This window comes from Streptomyces sp. NPDC013187, from assembly GCF_042899705.1.
GTDB classification, from domain to species: domain Bacteria; phylum Actinomycetota; class Actinomycetes; order Streptomycetales; family Streptomycetaceae; genus Streptomyces; species Streptomyces hawaiiensis_A.
The window spans coordinates 302,931-327,851 of record NZ_JBIBAF010000001.1 but is presented as its reverse complement, the minus strand read 5'-3'; the positions used below and the strand labels follow the sequence as shown (position 1 = coordinate 327,851).

The following is a 24,921-nucleotide window of genomic DNA, read 5'->3' as shown; positions in this document are numbered from 1 at the left end:
GGCTCAGCGCTGCTCGCCGGTGCCGTCTTCGTAACGCGGCAGGCCTTCGGTGGAGATCGTCCAGTCGGCGATGGTGACGTCCTCCCCGTAGACGAAGTCCTTGCGGGTGGCATAGCGGGGGCCGTCGGGGGTGGCGTGGATGTCGGTGAGGACCGTGCCGGTGCTGGTGCGGGGGTCGAAGATCGCGTAGACGGGGACGCCCATGAGCGGGTAGTCGCGCATCTTGGTGACCCACGAGACGGAAGTCGCGTCCGGGGAGCCGGCCGTCGCCCCCCGGCACCGTGCACGTCCGCGACTCCAAGGTCCTCGATGACCCCCGACTCTCGAACGCGCCGGGCGCCTGGGCGGACTTCGTGCCCTACGTCGAGGAAGACCGTCAGCGCGCCACGAACTGGGTCAGGATCGCCTCTTACGCCACTCAGGGGGCGGTCGGCTGGGTGTGGTCGGCCTCTGCGGTGAACAGTTCCTCCGGTGTGTCCACCGTGATGGCGCGGTCGAAACAGCGAGTGAGAGTGGCCGGGTCCGGACACAGGTGGAGAGGGCGGAAGACCTCCTTGGGTACGTCGATGTCACGCATCTCGAGGAGTCGCAAGACTGCTGCGGCCCACGCCGCCGTGTATCCGGCGGCGAACCCCCTGACCCATTCCTCGTCCCCGTGTTCGTCATCGGGCCGGTTGTCCACCCTGGCCCGGATGCGGGCCATGTCCTGGAGCGAGATGGAGCCGTGTTGTCTCAGTTCCTCCAGCCCGGAACGGAGGTCTCCGGCTACTCGCTCCGGCGGAATGCCCAAGCCCATGGATGTCAGAGTGAACCGGAGCAAGTCGTGTAGTTCCGGTGTGGTGTCCGGATCGTCGATCATGATCGCCCCGTGTTCAGGTCTCGGTCCGGTCCGCGGCGGGCTCCGTGTCCTCGGCGAACAGCTCGTCGACGCTCTCCACGTGGGGCGTCCGGTCCAGCCAGCGATTGAGGAGGTCGAGGTCGGTGCAGCCGGCGATGCGGTCCCGGGCTTCCTGGGGGACGGAGACGTTCCGCGCTTCAAGGAAGCGGAGGATGGCCTTCGCTTCGCCCCTGGCCTCGCCCCTGGCCTCGCCCTTGGCTTCGCCCTTGGCTTCGCCCTCGAGGTAGGCCTTCTCCATCACCGTGCCCCGGCCGGGGAAGTAGTTGACGAACGTCACGATGTCCCTCCATTTGTCTCCGGCGGGGGTGTCCCCCAACGCCGAGTCGAGAAACTGAAAGAAGTAGCTGGCGGCGTTCCAGTCCATCCCTGCGAGGGCACGGCCCAGTGCGTCCAGTATGGCGTCGATGTGGGGGCTGTTGGCGTGAGCCAGAGCCGAGGAAACGGCCATCGCCGGCTTCTCCGCCGCGGTCCTCGGATCGGTGATCACCGGGAGGTTGTCCGGCCCGACGACCAAGGGGTACGTCATCTGGGCGGTCCAGCCACGCGTGCCACAGGAGAAGGGGCCGGTCGCCCACTTGGTCGTGGCCCGGTCGCGGCAGACGGCGAGCAGGAGAACCGGCAGGCCGTACTTCGCCTGGAGGTAGGAGATGTAGTAGGGCCAGCTCGATTCCTTCTTGGTGTCCCTTCTCTCCTGCGCCTCCACGGCGAGCAGGAAGTCCTCCCCGTCGGACGGGCCGATGCGCAGCACGGTGTCGATGTGGCGCGCCAGGGGTCTGGCTTCCGTCACGTCGGTGCCGATCGCGTAGACGGCCGCCTTCTCGGGAAACGCGATGCCCAGCGCCCCGAAGACCGGGGAAAGGATCTCAGGCCGCTCCTGGAAGATCCGGTGCATGCCTTCATGGGCTGATGTGACCATGTGGGCCATGTAAGTGGGCAGAAGGCCGTATTTCCGGCGGATGGACGGCGTTCACTCTTTCGAGCCGGGGAGAAACGTTCCCGGGCTACCGCGCCACGAACTGGGTCAGGATCGCCTGGACCTCGTAGATGTCGACGCCCTTCGTGAAAGTCTTCTCGATGGGGGCCGGGGTGCCGGAGATCCAGATTTTCAGCTCGGCGTCCAGGTCGAACGTGCCGGCGGTCTCCACCGAGAAGTGGGTGATGCTGCGGTAGGGGACCGAGTGGTACTCGACCTTCTTGCCGGTGATGCCCTGCTTGTCGATCAGGATCAGGCGGCGGTCGGTGAAGAGGATGGTGTCGCGGATCAGCAGGAACGCCGCGTGCACCTGCTCACCGTGGCCGAGGAGGCGGGCGTAGTCCTGCTGGGCCGACTGCGGGTTCACGGTGTGCGCGTTGCCGAACAGTGCCATGGTGTCCCCCGTTTGGTTGACCGGACCGTTGGTTGACCAAGTCGTTTGGTCGGCCGGATGCCTTGCTCATCCTACGAACGGAGGCCCGTCAAGGCGATGAGCCTGGGGACGAGCCGATCCGGGAAACACGTCCGCCCCCAGGAGGAGAATCCCCTAGGGGCGGGTGCGGGGCGGGAGTTACGCCGACTCGCCGCCGAAGCGCTCCTTGTACGACTCCAGGTCCTCGTCCGTGAGCTTGGCGAACAGGACCGGCGGGATGGTGAAGGGGGTGCCGGCGGGGACGATGGTGAGGGACTTCGCCTCGTCCCGGGTGACCCAGGTCGCCGTGTCGTTCTCCAGGGAGAACGCCTCGCGCATCTTCTTCGCCGACGTCGGGATGAACGGCTCGGAGACCACCGCGTAGAGGTGGATCAGGTTCATCGCCGTACGGAGGGTGAGGGCCGCGCCCTCCGGGTTGGTCTTGATCTCCAGCCAGGGGGCCTTCTCCTCCAGGTAGGAGTTGCCCGCCGACCACAGGGCGCGCAGCGCGGCCGCCGCCTTGCGGAACTGGATGGCCTCCATCTGCGCCTCGTACTCCGCGAGCAGGCGGGCGATCTCGTCGCCCAGCTTCGCCTCCGCCTCGCCGGGCTCGGCGCCCGCCGGGACCTCTTCGCCGAAGCGCTTCTTGGAGAAGGACAGGACGCGGTTGACGAAGTTGCCGAGGGTGTCGGCCAGGTCCTTGTTCACCGTGGCGGTGAAGTGCTCCCAGGTGAAGGACGAGTCGTCCGACTCCGGGGCGTTCGCCATCATGAAGTAGCGCCAGTAGTCGGCCGGCAGGATGTCGAGGGCGTCGTGCGTGAAGACGCCCCGGCGCTGCGAGGTCGAGAACTTGCCACCGTAGTAGTTCAGCCAGTTGAAGGCCTTGATGACGTCGACCTTCTTCCACGGGGCGCGGGTGCCCAGCAGGGTCGCCGGGAACATCACGCTGTGGAAGGGGACGTTGTCCTTGCCCATGAACTGCGTGTAGTGGACGTTCGCGTCCGACTCCCACCACCAGGAGCGCCAGTCACGGTTCTCCGGGTCCTGGTCCGCCCATTCCTTCGTCGCGCCGATGTACTCGATCGGGGCGTCGAACCAGACGTAGAAGACCTTGCCCTCCGCGGCGAGGTCCGGCCAGGTGTCGGCCGGGACCGGGACGCCCCAGTCCAGGTCGCGGGTGATCGCGCGGTCGTGCAGGCCCTCCGTGAGCCACTTGCGGGCGATGGAGGAGGCGAGGACGGGCCAGTTGTCCGCCCGCTCGTCGACCCACGCCTCGACCTCGCCGGCCAGCACCGACTGCAGGAGGAACAGGTGCTTGGTCTCGCGGACCTCCAGGTCGCTGCTGCCGCTGATCGCCGAGCGGGCGTCGATCAGGTCCGTCGGGTCCAGGACGCGCGTGCAGTTCTCGCACTGGTCGCCACGGGCCTTGTCGTAGCCGCAGTGGGGGCAGGTGCCGATGATGTACCGGTCGGGCAGGAAGCGGCCGTCGGCGTTCGAGTACACCTGGCGGATCGAACGCTCCTCGATGAAGCCGTTCGCCTTCAGCTCTCGGGCGATCTCCTGGGTGATCTCGTGGTTCTGCGGGGAGGAGCTGCGGCCGAAGTAGTCGAAGGCCAGGCTGAAGCCGTCGTAGATCGCCTTCTGCTGGTGGTGCGCGTCCGTGCAGAACGCGTCCACCGGGATGCCCTGCTCCTTGGCGGCCAGCTCCGCGGGGGTGCCGTGCTCGTCCGTCGCGCAGATGTAGAGGACCTCGTGGCCCCGCTGGCGCAGGTAACGGGAGTAGACGTCCGCCGGGAGCATGGACCCCACCATGTTGCCCAGGTGCTTGATCCCGTTGATGTACGGAAGGGCGCTGGTGATGAGGTGTCGAGCCATCGCGGGCTGCTCCCAAGTCGCTACGTGGGGTGACGATCTCGTGGTCTCGGTCGTCTACGGAACCTTGAAATCGTAGCTGACACGGGTACGCCGCCCGCCTCCCGTTTTACGGGGTGGGAAGCGGGCGGCGTCGTGAGCGGTGGGTGGCTACGGGCGCCAGTTCGCCAGGACGCCCTCGTAGAGCTCCTTGTCCGTGAGCTCGCGGGGGGTTTCGCCGGCGAGGAAATGGGACGTGTTGGGGGTCTTGAGCTTGCGGAGGTAGTCGAAGGCCTTGTTCTCCGGGTCTCCGAAGGCGACGAAGGAGAAGAAGACGGCGGGGTGGGTCTTGGCGGCGTCGGTGAGGGCCTGGGTGGCGGGGGTCTTCGCGTCCGGGGCGCCGTCGGTCTGGAAGACCACGAGGGCGGGGGTGTCGGGGCCCGCCGCCGTCTTGTCGTGGTGGGCGAGGACCGCTTCCACCGCTGCGTGGTAGCTGGTGCGGCCCATGCGGCCGAAGCTCGCGTGCAGGTCGTCGATCTTGTTCTCGTGCTCGGTGAGGGTGATCTCGCCGGTGCCGTCGAGTTCGGTGGAGAAGAAGACGACCGGGACGGTGGCCTCGGGGTCGAGGTGGGCCGCGAGGGCGAGGGTCTGCTCGGCGAGGGCCTGGGCGGAGCCGTCCTTGTAGTACGGGCGCATGGAGGCGGAGCGATCGAGGACGAGGTAGACCTTGGCGCGGGTGCCGGTGAGGTCGTTCTTCTCGAGGGTGGTGGTGGCGGCCTTGTAGGCGGTGGTGAGGCCGGGGGCCTGCTTCTTGAGGGCGGTCAGGGTGAGGGCGGGTTCGGCCTCGGCTTCGCCTTCGGCCGTGTTCTTCTTCCCACCCGCACCACCCGTGCTGCTTTCGTCGCCGGGTGCGGGTGGCCCCTGCGGGGCGCTGTCGCCGTCGGCGGCCGCGGGTTCGGGGGCCTTTGCGGACTTCGTCCCCTGTTCGGCCTGTTCGGCCTGTTCGGCCTTGGCCGCGGGCGCGGCCTTCGCCGTGGCCTTGGCCGTGGTCTTCGTCGTGGTCTTGGGCTTGGCCTTCGGCTTCGTCTCTACAGACGTCTTGTCGGCGGTCACCGCGTCGGACTCGGCCTCGGGGGTCTTCTCGGACTTCGTCCCGGTGTCGGCTTCGGCCTTGGGCGCGGCCTCGGGCTCAGCCTCGGCTTCGGCCTTGGGCGCGGCCTCGGGCTCAGCCTCGGCTTCGGCCTTGGGCGCGGCCTCGGGCTCAGCCTTGGCCTCGGTCTTGGGCGTGGCCTTGGGCGTGGCCTCGGCTTCGGCCTCGGGTTCAGCCTTGGCCTCGGCCTTCGGCGCGGCCTTCCGTGTGGCCTTGGGCTCGGGCTTCGGCTTCGCGGCGGCTGCGGGCTCGGGCTTCGGCTCGGCCTCGGCCTCGGCCGTCGGCTCGGGGTTCGGCTCTGCGGGCGTCTCTGCCTGTGACTCGGGCTTGGCTTCCGCCTTCGCCTCCGTCTTTGCCGGTGCGTCGGCCCCGGCCGCCTTCTTCGCGTCCTTCTTTGCCGTGGCCTCCGACTGTGCCTCGTCCGCGGAGCTGTCCTCCGGCTTCTTCGGCGTCGTCGGCTTCGGCTCCTCGCTCGTCGCCGGGGCGGCTGCAGCCTGCTCCTGCTCCGGCTTCTCCGTCGTGGCCTCGTCCGTCACCGTCGGCTCCTCGGCGACCGGCGTCTCCGCCACGGCAGGCTCCGCGTCCGTGGTCTTCTCCGCCACGGCAGGCTCCGCCTTCGGCTCCTCGACAGCCGTCGGATCCTCGTCAGGGGCCTTCTCCCCAGCCGCCGATTCCCCAGCAGTCGCCGATTCCTCCGCCGCAGTGCCCCGCTCCCCCTCCGTCGACCGGGTCGGCCTCGGGACCGTCACGTGGTCGAAGGCCGCCGAGACGAGGTCGTGTTCCCCGGAGTCCGACGTGCGGGGCTCGGGGACGCCGGCCGAAGGCGTGGGGTTCGGTTCCGGGGAGGGAGTCGGGACCTTCGGGTCCGTGGCGGGGGGTGACGCCGGGGCGAGGGTGGCGTCGCGGCCGGTGTCCTCGCTGGTCGGACCCTCGGTTCCGCCGGTCTCACCGGCGGTCGCCGTACGCGCCGCATCCTCCGCCTCGGCGGTTTGTGACTTGCGGGATCGTCCGAACGCGTTCCGCAACCGAGTGAGAATGCCCATGTGCGCGCAACCCTTCGCGTGAGTTGAAGCCCGTCAATCCCTGGCCAGGACGGACACGTAAGGTTAGCGGCCCTCCTGCGTGATCTTGGGCAGGGTCTGTTGTCCCAGGCCCAGCCTGTCAAGAGCGCATCCGGCCGGTGCAGGTGTCGCCGGTCTGAATCGGCGCAACACCCGTACGGCAGCCGGGGGTTCATCCGGCGTTCACCCGGGCGCCCGACTACCGCACGTATGTGCCCCTACGGTCACGCTGACACCAAGGGCATCCCAGGGGAGAGTAAAGTGCGCAAGCTGCTGCCGTTGATCGGAACTCCGTCCGGTTCGCATCCCGGCGGCCGGTCCGCCATGACGTGTCGTTTCCGATGTGGTGACGCCTGCTTCCACGAGGTGCCCAACACCAGCTCCAACGAGTACGTCGGTGACGTGATCGCCGGTGCGATCGGCCGCAGGTCGATGATGCGCGCCGCGGCCGTGGTGACCGTGGCCGCCGCCGGAGCGGGTGCCGCCGGTGTCGCACAGGCTCCGCGGGCCGCCGCGGCCCCGGCCGCCGGCGCCCCGTCCGCCGCCGGCGCGTCCGACGTCGCCCGGCGCAAGCACAAGGGCGCGCGCGGGCTGCGCTTCGCGCCCGTGGCGCCCAACACCGCCGACACGGTCACCGTGCCGGAGGGCTACCGGCAGAACATCGTCATCCGCTGGGGCGAGCCCATCCTGCGCGGCGCGCCCGCCTTCGACCCGGAGAAGCAGACCGCCAGGGCCCAGGCCGGGCAGTTCGGGTACAACTGCGACTTCCTCGCCCTGCTGCCGCTGCCCGGGGAGCGGAACAGGCAGCTGCTCGTCGCCAATCACGAGTACACCGACGAGATCCTGATGTTCCGCGGGTACGACGCCGCCCGTCCGACCCGGGAGCAGGTCGAGGTCGCCTGGGCCGCGCACGGGCTGTCCGCCGTCGTCGTCGAGGGGGACCGGAAGACCGGCAAGCTCACCCCGGTCCCCCGGCACCAGCTGAACCGGCGCGTCACCGCCACCACCGAGTTCCGGCTCACCGGGCCCGTCGCCGGGTCCGAGCTGGTGAGGACGTCCGCCGATCCGAGCGGCACCAAGGTGCTCGGCACGATCAACAACTGCTCGGGTGGTGTCACCCCGTGGGGCACGACCCTGCACGGCGAGGAGAACTTCAACCAGTACTTCGCCAACAGCGGCCGGGCGACCGACAAGCGGTACGGCATCGGCACCGGGGCGAGCGAGCGCAAGTGGGAGAGGTTCGACAAGCGGTTCGACGTCGCCCAGGAGCCGAACGAGGTGCACCGGTTCGGGTACGTCGTGGAGTTCGATCCGTACGACCCCACCTCCACGCCCCGCAAGCACACCGCCCTCGGGCGGTTCAAGCACGAGGCAGCGACCGTGCGGCTCACGCACGACGGGCGTCCCGTCGTGTACTCCGGTGACGACGAGCGGTTCGACTACTTCTACAAGTTCGTCGGCAGCAAGCGGATGCGTCACGGCTCCTCCCGTGCCGTCCGCGAGCACAACCTCTCCCTGCTCGACGAGGGGACGCTGTACGTCGCCAAGCTCACCGGCGACTCCCCGGCGATCGAGATCGACGGCACCGGCAAGCTGCCCGGTGACGGCGAGTTCGACGGCAGCGGTGAGTGGATCCCGCTGGCCACCGCCACCGCGAAGGGTGCCGTCTCGCACGTGGACGGAATGAGCGCCGAGGAGGTGTTCGTCTTCACGCGGCTCGCGGGTGACAAGGTGGGCGCCACCAAGATGGACCGGCCCGAGGACATCGAGCCCAACCCGGTGACCGGCAAGGTGTACGTCGCCCTCACGAACAACAGCAACCGGGGCGTCGGCTCCAACGCCACGGCGGACGAGGCCAACCCGCGCAACGCCAACAAGCACGGGCACGTGCTGGAGCTCACCGAGCGGTGGAACCGGCCCGAGAGCACCCGGTTCGCCTGGTCGCTGTTCCTCGTCGCCGGTGACCCGGACGACCCGGCGACCTACTTCGCCGGGTACCCGAAGGACGCCGTCAGCCAGATCTCCTGCCCGGACAACGTGGCCTTCGACCCGCACGGCAACCTGTGGATCTCCACCGACGGTGCCCAGCTCGGCTCGCACGACGGCCTGTTCGGTGTGGCGACCCGGGGTGAGCGGCGCGGCGAGCTCAAGCAGTTCCTGACCGTGCCGAAGGGCGCCGAGACCTGCGGCCCCATCGTCCAGGACCGGCGTGTCCTGGTCGCCGTGCAGCACCCGGGCGAGATCGACGGCGCCTCGGTGGAGAAGCCGGCCAGTGCATGGCCCGACGGGCCGGGCACGTACGTCCGGCCGGCTGTCGTGGCCGTGTGGCGTGCAGACGGACGCGACATCGGCGTCTGAGGCACCTGGCAGCAGGGGTTCGTCCGAGCCGTTCGGCAGCAGACGTTCAGGGAAGGGCCGGGCTCGGGGGTCTCAGCGGGCCCCCTGGTGCCGGCCGTTCCCGCTCCAGCCACTCCCGGTAGGCCGGTGCCTGCCGGGCCACCTCCCCGTACGCCTCCTCCAGCGCGGGGTAGACGCCGTCCAGGACGGTCTCCGTGCGGGCCGCGGCGAGCAGCCGTACGCCGAGCGGATCGCCCTTCAGGCGGCGTACCGCCATGTCGGGACGCGGGCTGCGGGTGGGCTGGCAGACGGTGACGACCTCGCCGGTCGCGACCAGGGCGTCGGCCGTGTGGTAGTCGCCGTGCAGGACGTGCGGGCTGACGCGGGCGGCGCGGAACATCCGCTGGACGGCGTCCCATTCGCCGTCGACCGTGGGGTCGATCATCCAGCGGTCGGCGGCCAGGTCGGTCAGCTCGACCTCCTGCTTGGCGGCTGCCGGATGGTCGACGGGCAGGGACACGCACTGCGGTTCGCGCTCCACCAGGACGCGCAGCCGGAGCTCCGCGGGGATGCGCAGCGGGCAGCCCTCCACCTCGTGCACGAAGGCGACGTCGAGCTGGCCGTCGGCGACCATGCGGAGCAGGGCGTTGGGGGAGACGTTCATGTGGAGGCTGGGGTTTCGGCCGTGGGCGCGCAGCCGGCGCAGCCAGCCCGCGAGGGCCTTGCTCGCCGTCGAGCCGATGCGGAGCTCGGTGCCGCCGGACGCCGCCGCCCTCGCCTCGGTGACCAGCGCGTGCAGGTCGGCCATCAGGGGGCGGGCCCGGCTGAGGACCAGGCGGCCCAGCGGGGTGGGGCGGCAGCCGGTGTGCGAGCGCAGGAAAAGCGGTCCGCCCAGTTCCTGCTCGATACGGCGCAGTTGGGTGCTCAACGACGGCTGGGCGACGCCCAGCTGCCGGGCGGCGCGGTGCAGACTGCCGGTGTCGGCTATGGCGCACAGCGCGCGGAGGTGCCTCACCTCGAGCTCCATGCTCTGTGAGGCTAAAGCGGAAGCGCGGCGTTAACCAGCCGCATAATTCATTGCTAAACCAGGTGAACTGGGCAGTCGATAACCCCGTCCTATCCCTGGTTGCCATCATCACAGGCGCCGCACAGGCATCGAGACTCACCGGTGAGACTCAACCCCACCCAAGGAGTCCTCGATGCGAAAGTCCCTGTCCTCCCTGGCGGTTCTCGGACTCGGCCTCACGACGGCCGGACTCGGAACGGCTGCCCCCGCCGCGGCGTCCCCGGTCGCGGAGCCCCACGCCGGGTTCGTCGCCCAGTCGTCCCAGTCCGCCCGGTCCGCCGACTCCGACGCGAGCAGAGCCTTCTTCCAGGCGGTCCTGAAGTCCGTCGCCGAGAAGCGCGCCGAGAACCCGAGTGCCACCGCGGCCGTCACCGTCGTCTACGACGCCTCCCGCGCGCCCACGTTCAGCGCCCAGATAGCGCGCAGCACCCAGATATGGAACAGCTCGGTGTCGAACGTGAAGCTCCAGTCGGGCTCCGCGTCGGCGGCCGACTTCAGCTACCGGGAGGGCAACGACTCCCGCGGCTCGTACGCCTCCACCGACGGCCACGGCAGCGGCTACATCTTCCTGGACTACCGGCAGAACCAGCAGTACGACTCCACGCGGGTCACCGCACACGAGACGGGTCACGTCCTCGGTCTTCCCGACCACTACTCGGGCCCGTGCAGTGAGCTGATGTCCGGGGGCGGGCCCGGCCCGTCCTGCACCAACGCGATCCCGAACGCGACCGAGCGGTCCCGCGTCAACCGGTTGTGGGCCAACGGCTTCGCGGCGGCGATGGACAAGGCGCTGGAGAAGTCCGCCCGTTGATACCCCCATGCGGATGCGGCCGCCCTGCCACGAGGGGCGGCCGTATTCGTGTGGGCGCACCGGGCCCGGGTCAGCGGCGCTCGTGGAGCGTGAGGTCCGTGACGACCGCCCGGTGGTCGGTGTCGGCCAGGTCCAGGATGCGGGTGCGGCTCGCGCCGAAGTCCTTCGACACCAGGACGTGGTCGATCTGCACGCCGAACGTCGGGGCCGTCCGGGCCGGCCAGGTGGCCGTGCGGTCGGCGCCGTTCAGGCGGGAGGCGTCGCGCAGGCCGGTGTCGAGGATGCGGCGGAAGGCCGCGTGGTCCTGGGAGGCGTTGAAGTCTCCGGCCAGGACGAGAGGGGTGCCCGGGTCGGCGCCGGCCGCGTCGCGCAGGGCGCCGAGCTCCCGGCGCCAGAGGTCCACCTGGCCGGGCAGCGGCGGCATGGGGTGGGCGAGCTGGAGCCGTACGGGGTGCCCGTCGACGTCGGCGACCGCCCCGGGCATGCCCATCGTGCCGGGCACGCCCGCGGTGGGCCGGAGCGGGAAGCGGCTGAGGATGACGGAGCCCTCCGAGCCGCCGCCCTCCACGGCCCGGCGGTGCGGGTAGTCCTGGGAGAGGTCCCGCTTCAGCAGCGCGTCGCACGCGGAGTCGCACTCCTCCACGAAGACCACGTCCGGCTTCTCGCGGCGGACGGTGGCGAGGAGGGAGCCGGTGCCCTGGCCGAACTCGACGTTGGAGGTCAGGACGCGCAGGTCGGCGACCGGGCGGCCCGAGGGGTGGTCGACCTTGCCGTACGGCTCGATGTACCAGGCCAGCAGGCCGAGCAGGACCACGCCCCAGAGCGTGCCGAGCCACCGGCGGGACAGCAGCGTGAGCAGCAGTCCCACGGCGGTGGGGGCGAGCAGCCAGGGGAGGAAGGCGAGGAGCTGCGGGACGGGTGTCATGCCGTCGCTGTCGGCGGCCCGGAAACCGACGAGCGCACTCACTCCGGCGAACAGCAGGCCGGCGCACCAGGCGCCGGGCCGCCGCCCGGGCGGGCGGTGCTCGCGCCCGTCGTCCCCGGCGGTCCACTCGGCAGCGGCGGTGTCCAAGGCCCGGCCTTCCGTTCGCGGGTGGGATGCCCGAATACTCCCTCAAAGACGGGGCGCGACGGAGGAAGGTTGCCGGGCGTCGACCCGGGCCAGGAATTCCTCCAGCGCGTGGTCGAACACCTCCGGGCGTTCCAGGTTCGGCATGTGTGCCGCGCCCTCGACGATGTGCAGCCGGGAGTCCGGGAGGGCCGCGTGCATCGCCCGGGCGTCGGAGACCGGTGTGAAGGTGTCGTCGGCCCCCACGACGACCAGGGCCGGGACGGAGACGCGCGGCAGCAGGGCGGTGTAGTCGGGGCGGCGGGCCCGGGCGCGCAGGGCCGCGGCGGCGCCCTCGGGGGCGGTGGCGGTCATCATGCCGTGGACGTGTGCCTTGACCTCGGCGGACGCGTACGGGGCGACCATCCGCTCCAGGACCTCGTCGGCGTAACCGCGCATGCCCTCGGCGAGGAGGCGGTCCGCCATGGTGTCGCGGGTGCGCACGCCCTCGGGGGTCTCCGCCGACGGGAAGGTGTCCGCGAGGACCAGGCCGCGGACGCGCTCGGGGAACAGGCGGTAGCAGTCCATGACGATCTGCCCGCCCATCGACAGGCCCGCGAGGACGAACGACTCGACCTTCAGCTCGTCCAGCAGGGCCTCGACGTCCCGGGCGAAGCCCGAGAAGTCGGTGACGGCCGGGGTGGTCGGGGAGGAGCCGTAGCCGCGCAGGTCGGGGGCGATGACGCGGCGGGTACCAGGGAACCTGTCGAGCTGCGGGGCCCACATCGTGCGGTCGAAGGGATGGCCGTGGACGAGGACCAGGGGAACCCGATGGGTATCGGGCCCTTTGTCCTCGTATGCGAGGAAGGGTGCCATGCCGTCGACCCTAGGACGCCCAACTACTCGGTGCAATAAGATCTTTGCTCTCGGTGCAATCCAAGGGGGAGACCGGCCGATGAGTGACTACCGGCGTATCGCCGACCGCATCGCCGACGACATCGCCACCGGACGGCTGCGGCCGGGCCAACGGCTGCCGCCGCAGCGGGCGTTCGCACGGCGGCGGGGCATCGCCCCGTCGACGGCCGGGCGGGTCTACGGCGAACTCGTGCGACGGGGCCTGGTCGTCGGGGAGGTCGGGCGAGGCACCTTCGTACGGGCCGCACCGGACGGCCCGGCGGGGCAGGCGCTCACCGAGCCCGGCCCGGCAGCCACGCCCGTGAACCTGGAGCTCAACTACCCCGTCGCGCCCGGCCAGCCGGAGCTGCTCGCCCCCGTGCTCGCACCGCTGCTGCGTCCCGACGTGCTGGCCGAGGCGCTGTTACCGGCGGCCGCCACCGGCACCGCGGCCGCCCGGGAGGCCGCGGCCACCGTGCTCACCACCCCGGGCTGGCGCCCCGCCCCGGAGCGGCTGCTGTTCACCGGCAACGCCCGGCAGGCCATCGCCGCCGTGCTGGCCTCGCTGGTCCGGCCGGGCGGCCGGATCGGGGTGGAGCAGCTGACGTATCCGCTGGTCAAGGAGATCGCGACGCGGCTCGGCATCACCCTGGTCCCGCTGGCCGGGGACACGGCCGGGCTGCTCCCGGAAGCCGTCGCCGCCGCGCACCGCTCGGCGCCGCTGTCCGCCCTCTACGTACAGCCGACGCTGCACAACCCGACGTCCCGGACGACCAGCCGGTCTCGGCTGCTGCAACTCGCCCAGCTGCTGCACGACCTGAACCTGCCCGTCGTGGAGGACCGCATCTGGTCGTTCCTCCGGGACCCCGGTGATCCGCTCGCCGTGCACGCCCCGGCCCTCACCCACGTCGTCGACGGGCTCTCCAAGCGGGTCGCCCCGGGGCTCACCGTCGGATTCCTCGTCGTGCCGCCGCATCGGGTCGCCGCCGTGGCCGACGCGGTGCGGTCGGGCGGCTGGAGCGCGGGACGGTTCGCGCTGGAGGCGGCCGTGCGGTGGGCCGGGGAGGGGACGGTGGCGCGACTGGTGGCGGCCAAGCGGGCGGACGCGGCGCGACGGCAGCGGATCCTCGCCGAGGAACTCGCGGGCTTCGCCGTACGGTCCGACCCGGCCTCCTGCTTCGCCTGGTGGGAGCTGCCCGCCCCGTGGCGCGCGGACACCTTCACGGCCGCCGCCGCCGCGCACGGCATCGCCGTCACGCCCGGCCCCGCCTTCGCCGTCGCCCCCGGGCACACCCCCGATGCCGTCAGGCTCGGGCTCGCGTCGGCTCCGGAGCCGGATCTGCGACGGGCACTGCGGACCCTCGCCCATGTCGCCGCGCGGCGAGCCGGGGACCGTACCGGCCCGTGACCCAGGCACCGGCCACCACAACCAGGCCCAGCACGCACAGCAGCCAGGACACCGTGCGCAGGGTGGCCGTGAGGGCGTCGTAGACCGCTCCCGCGGCCGGGCGGTGCAGGGCGTCGGGCAGGTCGGCGAGGGTGAGGCGGCGGCCGATCGCGACGGCGAGGACCAGCAGCGCGCCGCCCAGCGCCGTACCGAGCCCGAGGGCGGCGACCGCGCGGCGGCGGCACGTGGCGACGGCGATCCCGGCGACCGCGAGGACGGCGGCGGTGAGCGGCAGCCAGAAGGCGGCGGTGTCCAGCACGTGGTACCCCTTGCGCAGTCGGTCCGCGTCGTCCGCCGGGAGCACCGGGATCCGCGTGTGCGTGACCGGGATGCGGTGGGCGAACGGCACGTGGTCGTCGGCGAGTCGCTGTTTGAACCGGGCGATGACGGGAGCGGGGTCGACGGTGACCGGGGCGCCGCGGGCGCCGTCGTCGCGCAGGGCGCGCAGCACCGCGTCGTGCACGGCCCGGTTCGCCGCGTCCCAGGCGGCGCGATACGCCTCGGTGCGGGTGAAGGAGCGCGCCGCGTCGTGCACGAAGGGTCCGACCGCCCCGCGCAGCGGGCCGGTGTCGGCCTGGCGTCCGACCTCCCGCAGGACACCGTCCCCGACGGCGTCCGCGACCGCGCGCCGCACGTCCGGGTCCACGGCGAGCGGGGCCATCGTCCGGACCCAGCGGCCGGTGTCGGTGAGTCCGTGGGCCGCCCAGGACGCGAGCGCCCCGAACGGCACGAGCAGGCACGCCAGGACCAGCAGAACGGCCGACAGGACGTTCCGCGATCGTGGGGGCGCCTTCCCGGCCAGGGGCGCCCGGTCGCGCTCGGACACCCTTTCAGGCAAGACGCCCCGGGCCGGGCCCGCGAGCGCTGCGACGCCGTCCGGCCGCCCGCCTGGCCCGCCGCAGCGCCCTCCACCTGCGAGAAACGGCTTCGGGGGAGCCCGTCGGCGGGCTCCCCCGAAAGGGTGTCCAGAGCCTCCTTCAGCCGATGCGCCGGCCCGCGGCGTCCTCGTGCGTGTAGTAGCGGTAGAACATCATCGCGAGGACCCCGGCCCCCACCACCAGCCCCACGCCGCTGGAGCTGTACACGGACGCACCGGTCTGGTTGTAGAGGAAGCCGACCGCGCAGCCCGTGAAGACGAACCAGCACGCCGCGTGCAGTTCGCGGGGCAGCCGCGGGGCCAGCTGCCACACGGCGGCGAACAGCACGGCGAACACGAGGGCCGTGACGAAGCCGAACAGCAGGTTCCAGCCGGTGATGGGCCCGCCATGACGCTGGTTGGCCGCGGCCCAGAAGCCGTAGATCAGTCCGAGGACGACGGGCAGCGCCACTTTCGCGACGGCGTGGGTGCGCGCACCGAAGACATCGGGCCTGCGACGTTGCGTGATCATCTTGCGTGAGGCGGGTGCCGCATGAGCCATGACAGCTCTCCTCTCTGTCCCTGCCCCTGGAACCAGGGCACACCGGCGCACAGCCCCTGGCAAGTCGGCGGAGCGAACCGGCACGGGAACGCGGCCGGTGCGGTCCGCGGCGACGGGCGCACGGGGGGGGCGAAGCCCCCGAAGGCGGACGTTTGCGGTCCTGAGACCCACCTTCGCAGCCGCAGCGGTTACCGTGCTGACGTACGTGATCGACACAGGGGGTGGGGCGATGCCCGGAACCGTGCTGCTGCTGGCGGCCTCGCCGGTGGGCAAGGGACGCCTGGTGGACGCCGCCTCCGTGCTCCCCGTCCTCGCCGCCGTGGCGCCCGCCGTGCTGTCCGGCACCGACACCGCGAACGTCGTCGAACTCGCCGACCCGCTGGAGCCGCAGGCCGTCCTCACCCGGCTGCGCGCCGCCGCCGCGGCCCCCGGCCCGCTCACCGTGTACGTCACCGGCCAGCTTCAGCTCGACCGCCGCCAGCGCCTGCCGCACCTCGCGCTGGCCCGCACCACCCCCTCCACCGCCCGCTACACGGCCTTCCCCTGGCACTGGTTCCGGGAGGAACTGCGGCTCAGGCCCGCAGGCGCCACCACCCTCCTGCTCGACCTGCACGCCGATGCCGAGAGCTGGGAGCTGCTGCGGAGCACCCCGCTGGACTCGGGGCGGGGCAACGCCGTCCACGGGCGCATCGCGCCGCCGCCGTCCAGACGCAACGTCGCCCAGCCGTCGTACATGAAGGCCGTCGCGACCATCCTGCGCAGCGGGTTCCGGCCGCCGGTCGAGCAGTTGCACCAGCAGGCCCTGACGCGGATCGCGCCGGAGAGCGCGGGCACGGACCTGGTGCTGAGCACGCCCGGCCCGGCGGGCGGGGATCCGCACGCCGCGATCACCGCCGCCGTCCAGTCCGGCCGGCACGCCGACGCCGACACGCTCGCGGCCCGGCACGAACAGGCCGCGGTCATCGCGCACGGGCCCGCGTCCGAGGAAGCCCTGCACTGGGCCGAAGTACGGGCCGATCTCGCGATGTTCGCCGGGGACGCCGCCCGCAGCTGCCGTACCTGGCTGATGATCGCCACCGCCCGCCTGAACGCCGGGCAGGCCCCGGACGCCCCCGCCGTCGAGGCCGCCGTGGACCGTGCGCACCACCAGTGGGGTCAGGTCCGCGATCCCGCCCGCGCCCGCGAACTGGGCTCCGAGCTCGCCGCGTTGCGCGGACGGGTGCCCGGGCGGCGCGAGGGGGCGCTGGACCACGTGCAGCGGCAGCTGAGGCAGTTGCAGACCCAGGGCTGAGCCGTGTGCGCCGTGTGCCCCTGGCGTGAAGGGGGCGTGCAATCGCTTGTGCCGGTCACGTCACGGGTCTGCCGCCGGGGCCTGACCCGGTGTCATGATGTCGGGCATGACAGAGGGGGACGAAGTGGCTGTCTTAGGCGTGCGCGTCCGGCTGGGCGCCGGCGGGACCGTGGACGATGTCAGAGCTCTGAAGACGTGGCTGGAGCGGGAAGAGCCGCTCGCGGAACTGCTCTCCGAAGAGAAGCTGAGCATCGAGGCGCAGACCAGCACCGCCGGGGCCAAGGGGCGGCTGGGACCCGACCTCGAACTCGTGCTGAAACTCCTCGGTGACGTCGTCACGGTCGCGGCGCTGACCGAGTACACCGCACGCGCCGTGAAGACCTGGACGAACAACCGCCGAAGGCTCCAGGGCGGGGATCCCGAGCCACAGATCCGCACACTGGACGCCGACAGGGAGTAGGCCGGTGAGTCGCTTCGACCCGCGCGGCGAAGTGAACCGGGCCCTGCTGGCCGCTGTGTCCGAGTACGACCACACGGCACCGGATCCACAGGGCGTCACCGGCCAGCTCCCCGCCGTGCGGCACAACCGGACGACACTCGAGGACGCGCTGCACCGGAGCACCGTGTTCGGTGCGCACGAGGTGCGGGCCCTGGCCTCCCCGACCCCGGACGAGTTCACGGGGGCGCTCCGCCGCGCCTGCCAGGAGGCCAGGGGGCTGCTGCTGGTCTACTTCGCCGGGCACGCCGTCACCTCCACCTCCGGCAACGAGCTGCACCTCCAGATGCGTACCGCCCGCGTCCTCGCGGGTGACGGGCTGCCCGGCTCGGTGAGTTTCAGCGAGGTGCTCGGCGAGCTCGTCGAGAGCCGCGCCCAGCAGGTGGTGGTGATCCTCGACTGCTGCTACGCGGGCAACGCCGCGGAGATCTGGCACCGCTTCGACGATCCGAAGCGGAAGCACAAGATCCTGCTCCTGATGAGCGTGCAGCCCAACCGCTGCATCCCGGGCGGGGACGCGGAGGTCGCCACGCCGTTCACGCGCGAGGTGGTGCGGGTCCTCGACGCGGGCGGGGAGGTGTGGCTCTCCGAGCTGTACGCCGCGGTGAGGGAGCGGATGGCCGCCGCGAAGTACAAGGCGGAGGCCGACGACTCGCAGAGACCTCAGGCGCTGGCGCCCCCGTGGGACCCGGACGCGGACGTGTTGCTGGCGGCAGGACCGGTGGGCCCGCGCGACGACACCGAGGACACGTTCGGCTGGTTCTCCTGGCTCCGGCGTCCGCTCGCCCGCGTCCGGGAGTCCATCGGCCTGTTCGGCCGCACCGTTCTGGCGCTTCTGCTGGCGTTCGTCCTGATCGGCGCCGCCGGTTACGGAGTCCTGGTCCTGACCGGGGGGTCCGGCCCCTGCAAACCGCCCCTGGAGCTGCGGGTCCTCACCGACCCCGACCTGGAGCCGGCGATGCGGGCGGCCGCGGACGCCTACCTCGCATCGGACGCCAACACCACGGAAGACGGCTGCCCGCGCAGCGGCGTCACCGTCTACAGCGCCGGTGCCGCTCATGTGGTGACCGCGCTGGGCGAGCACTCCGACCCCTGGCAGCAGCCGAGGGAGGACGTCAACCCGCAGCGGGACATCGGCCCGCAGCCGGACGTGTGGATCCCCGCGACCCGCGCGGACGTCGACCGGGCCACCGACGCGCAGGTGGAACGCGTCTTCGCCCGGCTGGAGCCGGACGACGGGCCGTTCGCGTACTCACCGGTCGTGCTGGCCGTCCCGGAGGGTCTCGACACCGGCGTCCCGGCCACCGGGTGGTCGCTGCCGAAGCTGGTCAGGGCCCTGAAGGACTCGGACGGCAAGGCACAGGTGCGCAGGCCCGATCCCGAGTTCAGCGACTCGGCGCTGCTGGCGACGGTGGGGCTGTACGGCGACGGGGCCGATGTGCGCGGCGCCGAGGGGCTGATCAGCCGGGCGGGACGGCCCGAGCCCTCGGCCGTCAGGCTGCTGTGCACGCTGCCCGCGGACGACGCCGCGGACGACCGCAGCGCGGTCCTGGTCCCGGAGTTCCTGCTCAGGAGCGGCGTCGGCTGTCACTCGGTCACGCGCGCCGAGCGCACCGCCGTCTACCCCGACGACGTGCCCGGTCTGGAACCGACGTTCGTGCGGGTGCGCTGGGAGGGCGGCGACCGGGACGTCCAGGCGCGGGACGACAGGGTGGACCGGTTCCGCGACTGGCTGGCGGGGAAGGGCGGCCGGGAGGTGCTCGGCCGGCAGGGATTCAGGTCCGCGACGGGCGAACGGGAACCGCTCGCCGGGAAGGGGTCCGACCACGGGCTGACCGATTCCGTTCCGCCGGCGGACCCCGCCGAGGCGACACAGATGGACAGGACGCTGGAGCGGTACGGCAACGCGCACGGACCTGGCCGCGTCCTGTACCTCCTCGACGGCTCCGGCTCGATGGCCGGTCTGTGGGACGGCCCCAGCGGCGGCCCCGGCATCCTCAAACAGACCCTGACGGGGCTCGGCAGGGGGGACGAGTACGGGGTGTGGGCGGTGCACGGGGTCAAAGGCCCCACGCACACCGGACTGCTCGACTTCGGCAGGCACTCCCGCGCGGAGGCGGAGAAGGCACTCGGGACCGGCAGGGGAGGCGCCGAGGTGCGGGACGCGGAAGCCGATCCGCGCGCCGCCCTGCTGGACGCCCTGGCGTTCATGCGGGAGCGCGGCGCGGGCGACGAGCGGCCGCAGCTGATCGTGTACCTCACCGACGGCGAGGACGACAACCGCCTGGCCGGCGATCGCCTCCGCGAGGTGGAGGACCGGGCACGCGAGTCGGGCGTGCCCGTGGCCATGGTGATGCTGAAGAGCGGGGGCTGCGACCGGGACCGCCCCGGCACGCGCGTCGCGGAGGCCGCGCAGGGCCGCTGCCTGGACGCCGGGGACGACCTCGTGCCCGCGCTGCGCGACGAGGTCGCCCGCATCGGAACGGGGGAGGAATGATGGTCCGACGGCTGCCGGCCGCCCTGCTCGCGTTGCCGTCCCTGCTGACCCTGCTGTTCCTGGCCGCCTGCACCGGCGGTGACGCGCGGGAAGAGCCGCCGGACGCCGACAACCGCCGCCGGATCGTGGTGGCCAGCGGACAGGACGTGACCGGCAAGAACGGCATCCGCCAGCAGCTCATCGACGTCTGGAACGCCGAGGAGGGCCCGCAGGGCTTCGAGGCCCGGCTGGTGGAACTGCCCGGTTCCGCCGACCAGCAGCGCAGCCAGCTGCTCGGCGCCCTCCAGTCCGGCAGCGCCGAGTACGACGTGGTGAACCTGGACGTGACCTGGGTTCCGGAGTTCGCCGACGCGGGCCTGATCCGCCCGCTGACCGACGCGGCGGTCAGGTCCCCGGACGACATCATCCCGTCCGTGGACAGAACGTCGTACTGGAAGGGCAAGCGGTACGCGGTCCCGTTCAACAGCGACGCCGGCCTGCTGTACTACCGCAAGGACCATCTGCGGGAGGCCGGTGTCTCCCGGACCGACCTCAGCGACGGGGTCACCTGGGACGAACTGCGGGACCAGATCGACGCCGTCAAAGGGCACTTCGGCTCCCAGGGCCACGAGGGCTGGTCCACCCAGCTCGCCCCGTACGAGGGCCGCACGGTCAACGCGATCGAGGCGTTCACCTCGGCCGTGCCCGGACTCCGGCTGACCGACGGCGACGGCGAGTACGCGGCGACCGTGGAACAGCTCACGGCGGGTGTGGCCGAACTGCGTGCGCGCACGAGCCCGCCGTACACCCTCGACGAGGCCTCCGAGTCGCGCGAGGCCGAGTCGCTCAGTGCCTTCGCGGAGGGCCGCACGACCTTCCTGCGGCACTGGCCGTACGTCTACCCCACCCTGCACGAGACCTACGGGGAGAACCTGGGGGTGACCCGGCTGCCCGGCAAGGCGGTCCTGGGCGGGCAGAACCTGGCCGTCACCTCCTCCACGTCCGAGCAGCGGGCCGCGAAGGCGGCGGAACTGATCGCGTTCCTGACCGACCCGGACAGCGAACGCTGCCTGCTGCGCGCCGGCTTCGCCGCGACCCGCGTCTCCGCCTACCAGGAACCCGGCACCGCTCCCCCGTGCCGGCACGCCCCGGCGTACGCCGAGACCCCTTCGGCGTCGCCCACCGGCGAGGGCACCGTCCGCCTGCCCCCCGACCGGATCGCCGACGGTGTCAGCTTCTCCCGCGACATCCTGCTGCCGTCTCTCCGCGAGGGCGTGCACCGCCCACGCACTCCGCTGTACGGCGCGGTGACGCACACTCTCATCACCGAACTGGACGCCCTGTACGGCCCGAGCCCGAGTGCGGGCCGACCGGGCGACGCGCAGATCGCGAAAGGCCTTGACGAGGCGTTGAGCAAGGTCTTACCGGGTTAGCCGGAGCTGCGCGCCGACGCGGACGAGATCTGCGCGGTCCTGCGGATCGGGGGCGGCGCGGCAGGCCTCGGCAAGGCCTTGGCCGAAGAACCAGGCGATGAGTGACATCGAGATGAAGGATGTGCAGCATGCTGGGCGGACGGTCGGAGAACCCGGAACTGTGGGCGTTTTTGGAGTCGATTCGCTGCGGTGAGCTCCTTTCCGGCACCGTCACCGCGATCGAACGGTTCGGCGTGTTCGTAGCGCTGGACGACGGTCCCGGCCACCCGCTCTTCCCCGGCGTCGGGTTCATCTCGGTCCCCGAACTGTCCTGGCGACGTATCGAAGCAGCCTCCGACGTCGTGCGGGTCGGACAGCGGGTCTCCTGCGAATTCCTTCAGTTCGACACCTGGAACCTGGAGGCCAGGCTGTCCTTGCGAGCGACGCAGCCGGACCCCTTCCAGGCGTTCGCCGACGGGGTCGTGACGGGGCGGAAACTGCACGGACAGGTCACCAAGCTGGTCCCGTTCGGCGCATTCGTCCAGGTCGCCGACGGAATCGAGGGACTGGTCCACCTGCGAGAGCTCGCGTGGACGCCCGTGCGGACGCCGTCGGATGTCGTCCGGGTCGGCGACGAGGTCACGGTCGTCGTCACCGAGATCGACGCGGAGCGACGCAGGCTGACCCTCTCCCGGCGGCAGGCCTCCTCCGAGTGCCGGTGACCCACCCCGGCGCTTCAGCGGGAGTTCGCCACAACCTGGGGTTCCGTCTGGGGTGTCTCCGCTCGGGCCGGTCCCGCGTTCGCCGCGAGCAGGAGGGTCGCCACCGCGACGAGGGCGGCGGTGAAGCCTCGGGCGTACCGCTCGGCGGTGCGTGTGCGTTCGAGCACGGCGACCTCGCAACAGGGGCGGCGACTACGGCGGCAACGTATTAAGCGGGTTCGACAATCCGGCTTAACACTCTGTTTAACCTAGGGGCAGTTCCGGGCGAACGGCAAGAGCCACAGGGGGAGTTGGCGTGGGGGAGCGTGACGATCCGGGGACCATCGGGCGCCGGGTGCAGCGGTTGCGTGTGGAACGCGGACTGACACAACGGCAGTTGGCGGAACCCGTGTACACACCGGCCTACATCTCCACCCTCGAGTCGGGCCGGGTACGGCCCTCCGACGACGCGCTGCGGCACCTCGCGGAGCGGCTCGGCGTCGCCTTCGACGAGCTCGCCGGCGGGCGCTCGGCCCGGCTCGTCACCGGGCTGCGGCTGCGGCTCACCGAAGCCCAGCGCACCGTGGCCGACGGCGAGGCCGAGGCGGCCGCCGAGCAGTACGCCGAGCTGCTCGCCGAGGCCGAGACGCACGGCCTGCCGGCCGAGCGGTCCGCCGCCCTGCTCGGACTCGGCGAGTGCGCTCTGGAGACCGGCGAACTCGTCACCGGTCGGCAGTACTTCGAGCGGGCCGAGGAGTGCCTGGCCGGCGCGCCCCTGCCCGCCCGGGTCCCGGCCCTGCGTGGCCGGGCCGTCGCGCACTACCTCGCCGGTGAACTCCGGTACGCGGTCCACCTGCTGGAGACCACCCTCGACGAACTGAACCGCGGCGGACTGCACGACCCGGACGCCCTGCTGCTGCTCTACGCCAGCGCGATCGGCCCCTACATGGACATGGGCGCGCACGCCCGCGCCGCCCAGGCCGCCGAGCTCGCCCTGGCCCTCGCCCCGCAGTCCGGCGACCCCGCCCTGGTCGCCCGCATGCACCGCTCCGTCGCCCGCACCCTGGTCGCCGAGGGCCGCCTCGCCGAGGCCGACGCCTCCCTGGCCAAGGCGGCCGAGCTGTACCGGGGCCTGCAGATCCGCACCGAACTGGCCAACTGTCACTGGATGCGCGGCTACGTCTACGCCCAGGACGGCCGACTGGAACGCGCCGAGGAGGAGCTGCGGCAGGCCCTCGGCATGCTGTCCGCCCGGCGCGCCGCCCTCTACAGCAGCCAGGTCACCGTCGAGCTGGCCGACGTGCTCCACCGGCGCGGCCGGTCCGACGAGGCGGCGGCCCTGCTCTACGACGTCCTCGGGCACCTGTCCCCCGAGCGCGGCGCCGTCCACTCCGCCGCCGCCCACCGGCTGCTCGGCATCATCGCCGAGGACGCCCGCCGCACGGAGGACGCCGAGGAGCACTACGTCCGTGCCCTGAGCCTGCTGGAGCGGGCCGGTGCCGCCGGTGACCTGGCCGACCTGTGCCGGCTGCTGGGCGACCTGCTGCGCAGGACCGGGCGCGTGGAGGCCGCCCTGGACGCCTACCGGACGGGCCTCGGCCACCGCACCGCCCCCGGCACCACCACCCTCGGGCCCGCGCCCGCACAGCCTCCTCTGTGAGGAAACCGAGTCCTCGCACAGCCGTGCGGGTTAGCCTCCCTCCGGGGAAGTGAACGACCGGGGCGGGCGCGCGTGGAGAACCGACGGACGATGACCGACGGCATACGGCTGGGCCTGCGGGCCCTGGTGTACGCCGTCCTCGCAGGTGCCGCGCTGCTCGCCGTCGGGACGGTGGTCTCGGTGCTCGGGCCCATGCTGGCGCTCGACCTCTACACCCCTCCGGTCGCGGCCTGGTGGACCGTGTTCACCGCGATCACCGTCCAGGGGGTGCCGTTCCTGCTGCTGGGCACCGTCGTGTCGGCGGCGATCGGGGCGTTCGTGCCCGAGCGGGTGTTCCAGCGGCTGCTGCCCCGCCGTACGGTGCTCGCCGTGCCGGTCGCGGGAGCGGCGGGGGTCGTGCTGCCCGGCTGTGAGTGCGCCTCCGTGCCGGTGGCGGGGAGCCTGATGCGGCGGGGCGTCGCGCCGGCGGCCGCGCTCGCCTTCCTGCTGTCGGCGCCCGCGATCAACCCCGTCGTGCTCGTGGCGACCTCGATCGCCTTCCCGGGGCAGCCGGAGATGGTCCTCGGCCGGCTGCTCGCCTCGCTCGGCACGGCCGTGGTGATGGGCTGGCTGTGGGCGCGGTTCGGTCGCGAGGAGTGGTTGCGGCTGCCGAAACGGACCGGGGGGCAGCCGACGGGTGGCGGTCCGCGCGCCTTCGCCTCGGGACTTCAGCACGACTTCCTGCACGCGGGCGGCTTCCTCGTCGTCGGGGCGGCGGCCGCGGCGACGTTCGCCGTCGTCGTACCGCGGTCGCTGCTGGAGGTGTTCACCGGGTCGGCCTGGCTGTCGGTGCTGCTGCTCGCGCTGCTCGCGGTCGTGCTGTGCGTGTGCAGCGAGGCCGACGCGTTCGTGGCGGCGTCGCTGAGCGGCTTCTCACCGACCGCGCGGCTCGCGTTCATGGTGGTCGGGCCGATGGTGGACCTGAAGCTGATCGCGCTCCAGACGGGCACGTTCGGCAGGGCCTTCGCGGTGCGGTTCTCGGCGGCGACGTGGGTGGTCGCCGTGGCGAGCAGCGTCCTGGTGGGGTGGTGGCTGCTGTGAGGCGTTACGGACCCGCCGTGCTGCTCGCGCTCGTGGGTGCGGCGATCCTGCGGGTGTCGCTCTTCAGCGAGCTGTATCTGCGGTACGTCCAGTCGGGGCTGCGGCCGTATCTGGTGGCGTCCGGGGTGGCACTGGTGCTGCTGGGGACGGCGTCGGCGGTGATGACGACCCGGGTGGACGACGAGCACGAGCACGAACACGAGGACGACGGCGGTCGCACAGAGTATGGCCATGACCCGACCGGGCACGGTCACGGCTCCCCAGGGCACGGTCACGGCTCCGCAGGGCACGGTCACGGCTTTGCAGGGGACGGTCATGGCTCCGCAGGGCACGGCCCCGGTTTCGCAGGGCACGGTCACGGCTTTGCAGGGGACGGTCATGGCTCCGCAGGGCACGGCTCCGGCTTCGCAGGGCACGGTCACGGCTTTGCAGGGGACGG

The 24,921-nt window shown here is 72.0% G+C and carries 21 protein-coding genes and 2 pseudogenes; 11 read left to right on the top strand and 12 right to left on the bottom strand.

Annotation, left to right across the window (positions count from 1 at the left end; genetic code table 11):
- Positions 1-3 precede the first annotated feature (3 nt).
- The 6 genes and pseudogenes from ACFY5B_RS01560 to ACFY5B_RS01535 form a co-directional block, all read right to left on the bottom strand.
- Positions 4-234: pseudogene (locus ACFY5B_RS01560) on the bottom strand (Uma2 family endonuclease); the annotation flags it as partial.
- 184 nt (positions 235-418) lie between these two features.
- Positions 419-859: a hypothetical protein gene (locus ACFY5B_RS01555; protein ID WP_389962933.1), complete on the bottom strand. Its 441-nt coding sequence runs from the start codon at positions 857-859 to the stop codon at positions 419-421.
- A 13-nt stretch (positions 860-872) separates the two neighbouring features.
- Positions 873-1,814, bottom strand: a complete 942-nt coding sequence (locus tag ACFY5B_RS01550) for a hypothetical protein (RefSeq protein ID WP_389962931.1) — start codon at positions 1,812-1,814, stop codon at positions 873-875.
- Positions 1,815-1,899: 85 nt separating this feature from the next.
- Positions 1,900-2,265, bottom strand: coding sequence for a PH domain-containing protein (locus tag ACFY5B_RS01545; RefSeq protein WP_053670278.1), 366 nt, complete (start codon positions 2,263-2,265; stop codon positions 1,900-1,902).
- A gap of 177 nt (positions 2,266-2,442) precedes the next feature.
- Positions 2,443-4,158, bottom strand: coding sequence for a methionine--tRNA ligase (metG, locus tag ACFY5B_RS01540; RefSeq protein ID WP_389962927.1), 1,716 nt, complete (start codon positions 4,156-4,158; stop codon positions 2,443-2,445).
- Between the two features lie 147 nt (positions 4,159-4,305).
- On the bottom strand, positions 4,306-6,327 hold the full coding sequence (locus ACFY5B_RS01535; protein ID WP_389962924.1) for a VWA domain-containing protein: 2,022 nt from the start codon (positions 6,325-6,327) through the stop codon (positions 4,306-4,308).
- 279 nt (positions 6,328-6,606) lie between these two features.
- On the opposite strand from ACFY5B_RS01535, the gene ACFY5B_RS01530 reads away from it, so the two are divergent.
- Positions 6,607-8,703 (top strand): PhoX family protein, encoded by a 2,097-nt coding sequence (locus ACFY5B_RS01530; RefSeq protein ID WP_389962921.1) that lies wholly within the window; start codon positions 6,607-6,609, stop codon positions 8,701-8,703.
- Between the two features lie 46 nt (positions 8,704-8,749).
- Here the strand turns inward: ACFY5B_RS01530 and ACFY5B_RS01525 are convergent, their stop codons facing one another.
- On the bottom strand, positions 8,750-9,709 hold the full coding sequence (locus ACFY5B_RS01525) for a LysR family transcriptional regulator (protein ID WP_389962919.1): 960 nt from the start codon (positions 9,707-9,709) through the stop codon (positions 8,750-8,752).
- Between the two features lie 172 nt (positions 9,710-9,881).
- Here ACFY5B_RS01525 and snpA point away from each other — a divergent pair, with 172 nt between their 5' ends.
- Positions 9,882-10,559, top strand: coding sequence for a snapalysin (gene snpA / locus ACFY5B_RS01520; RefSeq protein ID WP_389962917.1), 678 nt, complete (start codon positions 9,882-9,884; stop codon positions 10,557-10,559).
- Positions 10,560-10,629: 70 nt separating this feature from the next.
- On the opposite strand, the gene ACFY5B_RS01515 is transcribed toward snpA, so the two are convergent.
- Together ACFY5B_RS01515 and ACFY5B_RS01510 are read right to left on the bottom strand one after the other, a co-directional pair.
- On the bottom strand, positions 10,630-11,631 hold the full coding sequence (locus ACFY5B_RS01515) for an endonuclease/exonuclease/phosphatase family protein (protein ID WP_389962914.1): 1,002 nt from the start codon (positions 11,629-11,631) through the stop codon (positions 10,630-10,632).
- A gap of 42 nt (positions 11,632-11,673) precedes the next feature.
- Complete coding sequence (locus ACFY5B_RS01510; RefSeq protein ID WP_389962911.1) at positions 11,674-12,483, bottom strand: alpha/beta fold hydrolase; 810 nt, start codon at positions 12,481-12,483, stop codon at positions 11,674-11,676.
- A gap of 79 nt (positions 12,484-12,562) precedes the next feature.
- On the opposite strand from ACFY5B_RS01510, the gene ACFY5B_RS01505 reads away from it, so the two are divergent.
- A complete protein-coding gene (locus tag ACFY5B_RS01505) occupies positions 12,563-13,909 on the top strand; it encodes a PLP-dependent aminotransferase family protein (RefSeq protein ID WP_389962908.1) in 1,347 nt (448 codons plus the stop codon).
- Here the strand turns inward: ACFY5B_RS01505 and ACFY5B_RS01500 are convergent.
- On the bottom strand, positions 13,806-14,774 hold the full coding sequence (locus ACFY5B_RS01500; protein ID WP_389962905.1) for a hypothetical protein: 969 nt from the start codon (positions 14,772-14,774) through the stop codon (positions 13,806-13,808). The two genes, ACFY5B_RS01505 and ACFY5B_RS01500, sit on opposite strands and share 104 nt — an antisense overlap.
- Before the next feature lie 151 nt (positions 14,775-14,925).
- Positions 14,926-15,366, bottom strand: coding sequence for a hypothetical protein (locus ACFY5B_RS01495; RefSeq protein ID WP_389962902.1), 441 nt, complete (start codon positions 15,364-15,366; stop codon positions 14,926-14,928).
- A 229-nt stretch (positions 15,367-15,595) separates the two neighbouring features.
- Between ACFY5B_RS01495 and ACFY5B_RS01490 the strand changes: the two genes are divergently transcribed.
- The 5 genes from ACFY5B_RS01490 (at position 15,596) to ACFY5B_RS01470 (ending at position 21,763) form a co-directional block, all read left to right on the top strand.
- Positions 15,596-16,657: a hypothetical protein gene (locus tag ACFY5B_RS01490; RefSeq protein WP_389962899.1), complete on the top strand. Its 1,062-nt coding sequence runs from the start codon at positions 15,596-15,598 to the stop codon at positions 16,655-16,657.
- Between the two features lie 124 nt (positions 16,658-16,781).
- Positions 16,782-17,117, top strand: coding sequence for a hypothetical protein (locus tag ACFY5B_RS01485; protein WP_389962896.1), 336 nt, complete (start codon positions 16,782-16,784; stop codon positions 17,115-17,117).
- Positions 17,118-17,121: 4 nt separating this feature from the next.
- Complete coding sequence (locus ACFY5B_RS01480; RefSeq protein ID WP_389962893.1) at positions 17,122-19,650, top strand: substrate-binding domain-containing protein; 2,529 nt, start codon at positions 17,122-17,124, stop codon at positions 19,648-19,650.
- Positions 19,650-21,062: an extracellular solute-binding protein gene (locus ACFY5B_RS01475; protein WP_389963669.1), complete on the top strand. Its 1,413-nt coding sequence runs from the start codon at positions 19,650-19,652 to the stop codon at positions 21,060-21,062. The genes ACFY5B_RS01480 and ACFY5B_RS01475 overlap by 1 nt, the downstream gene beginning before the upstream one ends.
- 128 nt (positions 21,063-21,190) lie before the next feature.
- A complete protein-coding gene (locus tag ACFY5B_RS01470) occupies positions 21,191-21,763 on the top strand; it encodes a S1 RNA-binding domain-containing protein (protein WP_389962890.1) in 573 nt (190 codons plus the stop codon).
- A 14-nt stretch (positions 21,764-21,777) separates the two neighbouring features.
- Here the strand turns inward: ACFY5B_RS01470 and ACFY5B_RS01465 are convergent, their stop codons facing one another.
- A complete protein-coding gene (locus ACFY5B_RS01465) occupies positions 21,778-21,930 on the bottom strand; it encodes a hypothetical protein (protein ID WP_389962887.1) in 153 nt (50 codons plus the stop codon).
- Between the two features lie 128 nt (positions 21,931-22,058).
- Between ACFY5B_RS01465 and ACFY5B_RS01460 the strand changes: the two genes are divergently transcribed.
- From ACFY5B_RS01460 to ACFY5B_RS01450, 3 genes and pseudogenes are all read left to right on the top strand, one after another.
- Complete coding sequence (locus tag ACFY5B_RS01460; protein ID WP_389962884.1) at positions 22,059-23,402, top strand: tetratricopeptide repeat protein; 1,344 nt, start codon at positions 22,059-22,061, stop codon at positions 23,400-23,402.
- A 90-nt stretch (positions 23,403-23,492) separates the two neighbouring features.
- Positions 23,493-24,482 (top strand): permease, encoded by a 990-nt coding sequence (locus ACFY5B_RS01455; RefSeq protein ID WP_389962881.1) that lies wholly within the window; start codon positions 23,493-23,495, stop codon positions 24,480-24,482.
- A 231-nt stretch (positions 24,483-24,713) separates the two neighbouring features.
- Positions 24,714-24,921: pseudogene (locus tag ACFY5B_RS01450) on the top strand (hypothetical protein); the annotation flags it as partial.

What these genes read in the sequence shown, in the direction of transcription:
- ACFY5B_RS01555 (WP_389962933.1), bottom strand. Translation starts at nt 859, where the DNA reads ATGATCGACGATCCGGACACCACACCGGAACTACACGACTTGCTCCGG.
- ACFY5B_RS01550 (WP_389962931.1), bottom strand. Translation starts at nt 1,814, where the DNA reads ATGGTCACATCAGCCCATGAAGGCATGCACCGGATCTTCCAGGAGCGG.
- ACFY5B_RS01545 (WP_053670278.1), bottom strand. Translation starts at nt 2,265, where the DNA reads ATGGCACTGTTCGGCAACGCGCACACCGTGAACCCGCAGTCGGCCCAG.
- metG (WP_389962927.1), bottom strand. Translation starts at nt 4,158, where the DNA reads ATGGCTCGACACCTCATCACCAGCGCCCTTCCGTACATCAACGGGATC.
- ACFY5B_RS01535 (WP_389962924.1), bottom strand. Translation starts at nt 6,327, where the DNA reads ATGGGCATTCTCACTCGGTTGCGGAACGCGTTCGGACGATCCCGCAAG.
- ACFY5B_RS01525 (WP_389962919.1), bottom strand. Translation starts at nt 9,709, where the DNA reads ATGGAGCTCGAGGTGAGGCACCTCCGCGCGCTGTGCGCCATAGCCGAC.
- snpA (WP_389962917.1), top strand. Translation starts at nt 9,882, where the DNA reads ATGCGAAAGTCCCTGTCCTCCCTGGCGGTTCTCGGACTCGGCCTCACG.
- ACFY5B_RS01510 (WP_389962911.1), bottom strand. Translation starts at nt 12,483, where the DNA reads ATGGCACCCTTCCTCGCATACGAGGACAAAGGGCCCGATACCCATCGG.
- ACFY5B_RS01505 (WP_389962908.1), top strand. Translation starts at nt 12,563, where the DNA reads ATGAGTGACTACCGGCGTATCGCCGACCGCATCGCCGACGACATCGCC.
- ACFY5B_RS01495 (WP_389962902.1), bottom strand. Translation starts at nt 15,366, where the DNA reads ATGGCTCATGCGGCACCCGCCTCACGCAAGATGATCACGCAACGTCGC.
- ACFY5B_RS01490 (WP_389962899.1), top strand. Translation starts at nt 15,596, where the DNA reads ATGCCCGGAACCGTGCTGCTGCTGGCGGCCTCGCCGGTGGGCAAGGGA.
- ACFY5B_RS01475 (WP_389963669.1), top strand. Translation starts at nt 19,650, where the DNA reads ATGGTCCGACGGCTGCCGGCCGCCCTGCTCGCGTTGCCGTCCCTGCTG.
- ACFY5B_RS01470 (WP_389962890.1), top strand. Translation starts at nt 21,191, where the DNA reads ATGCTGGGCGGACGGTCGGAGAACCCGGAACTGTGGGCGTTTTTGGAG.
- ACFY5B_RS01455 (WP_389962881.1), top strand. Translation starts at nt 23,493, where the DNA reads ATGACCGACGGCATACGGCTGGGCCTGCGGGCCCTGGTGTACGCCGTC.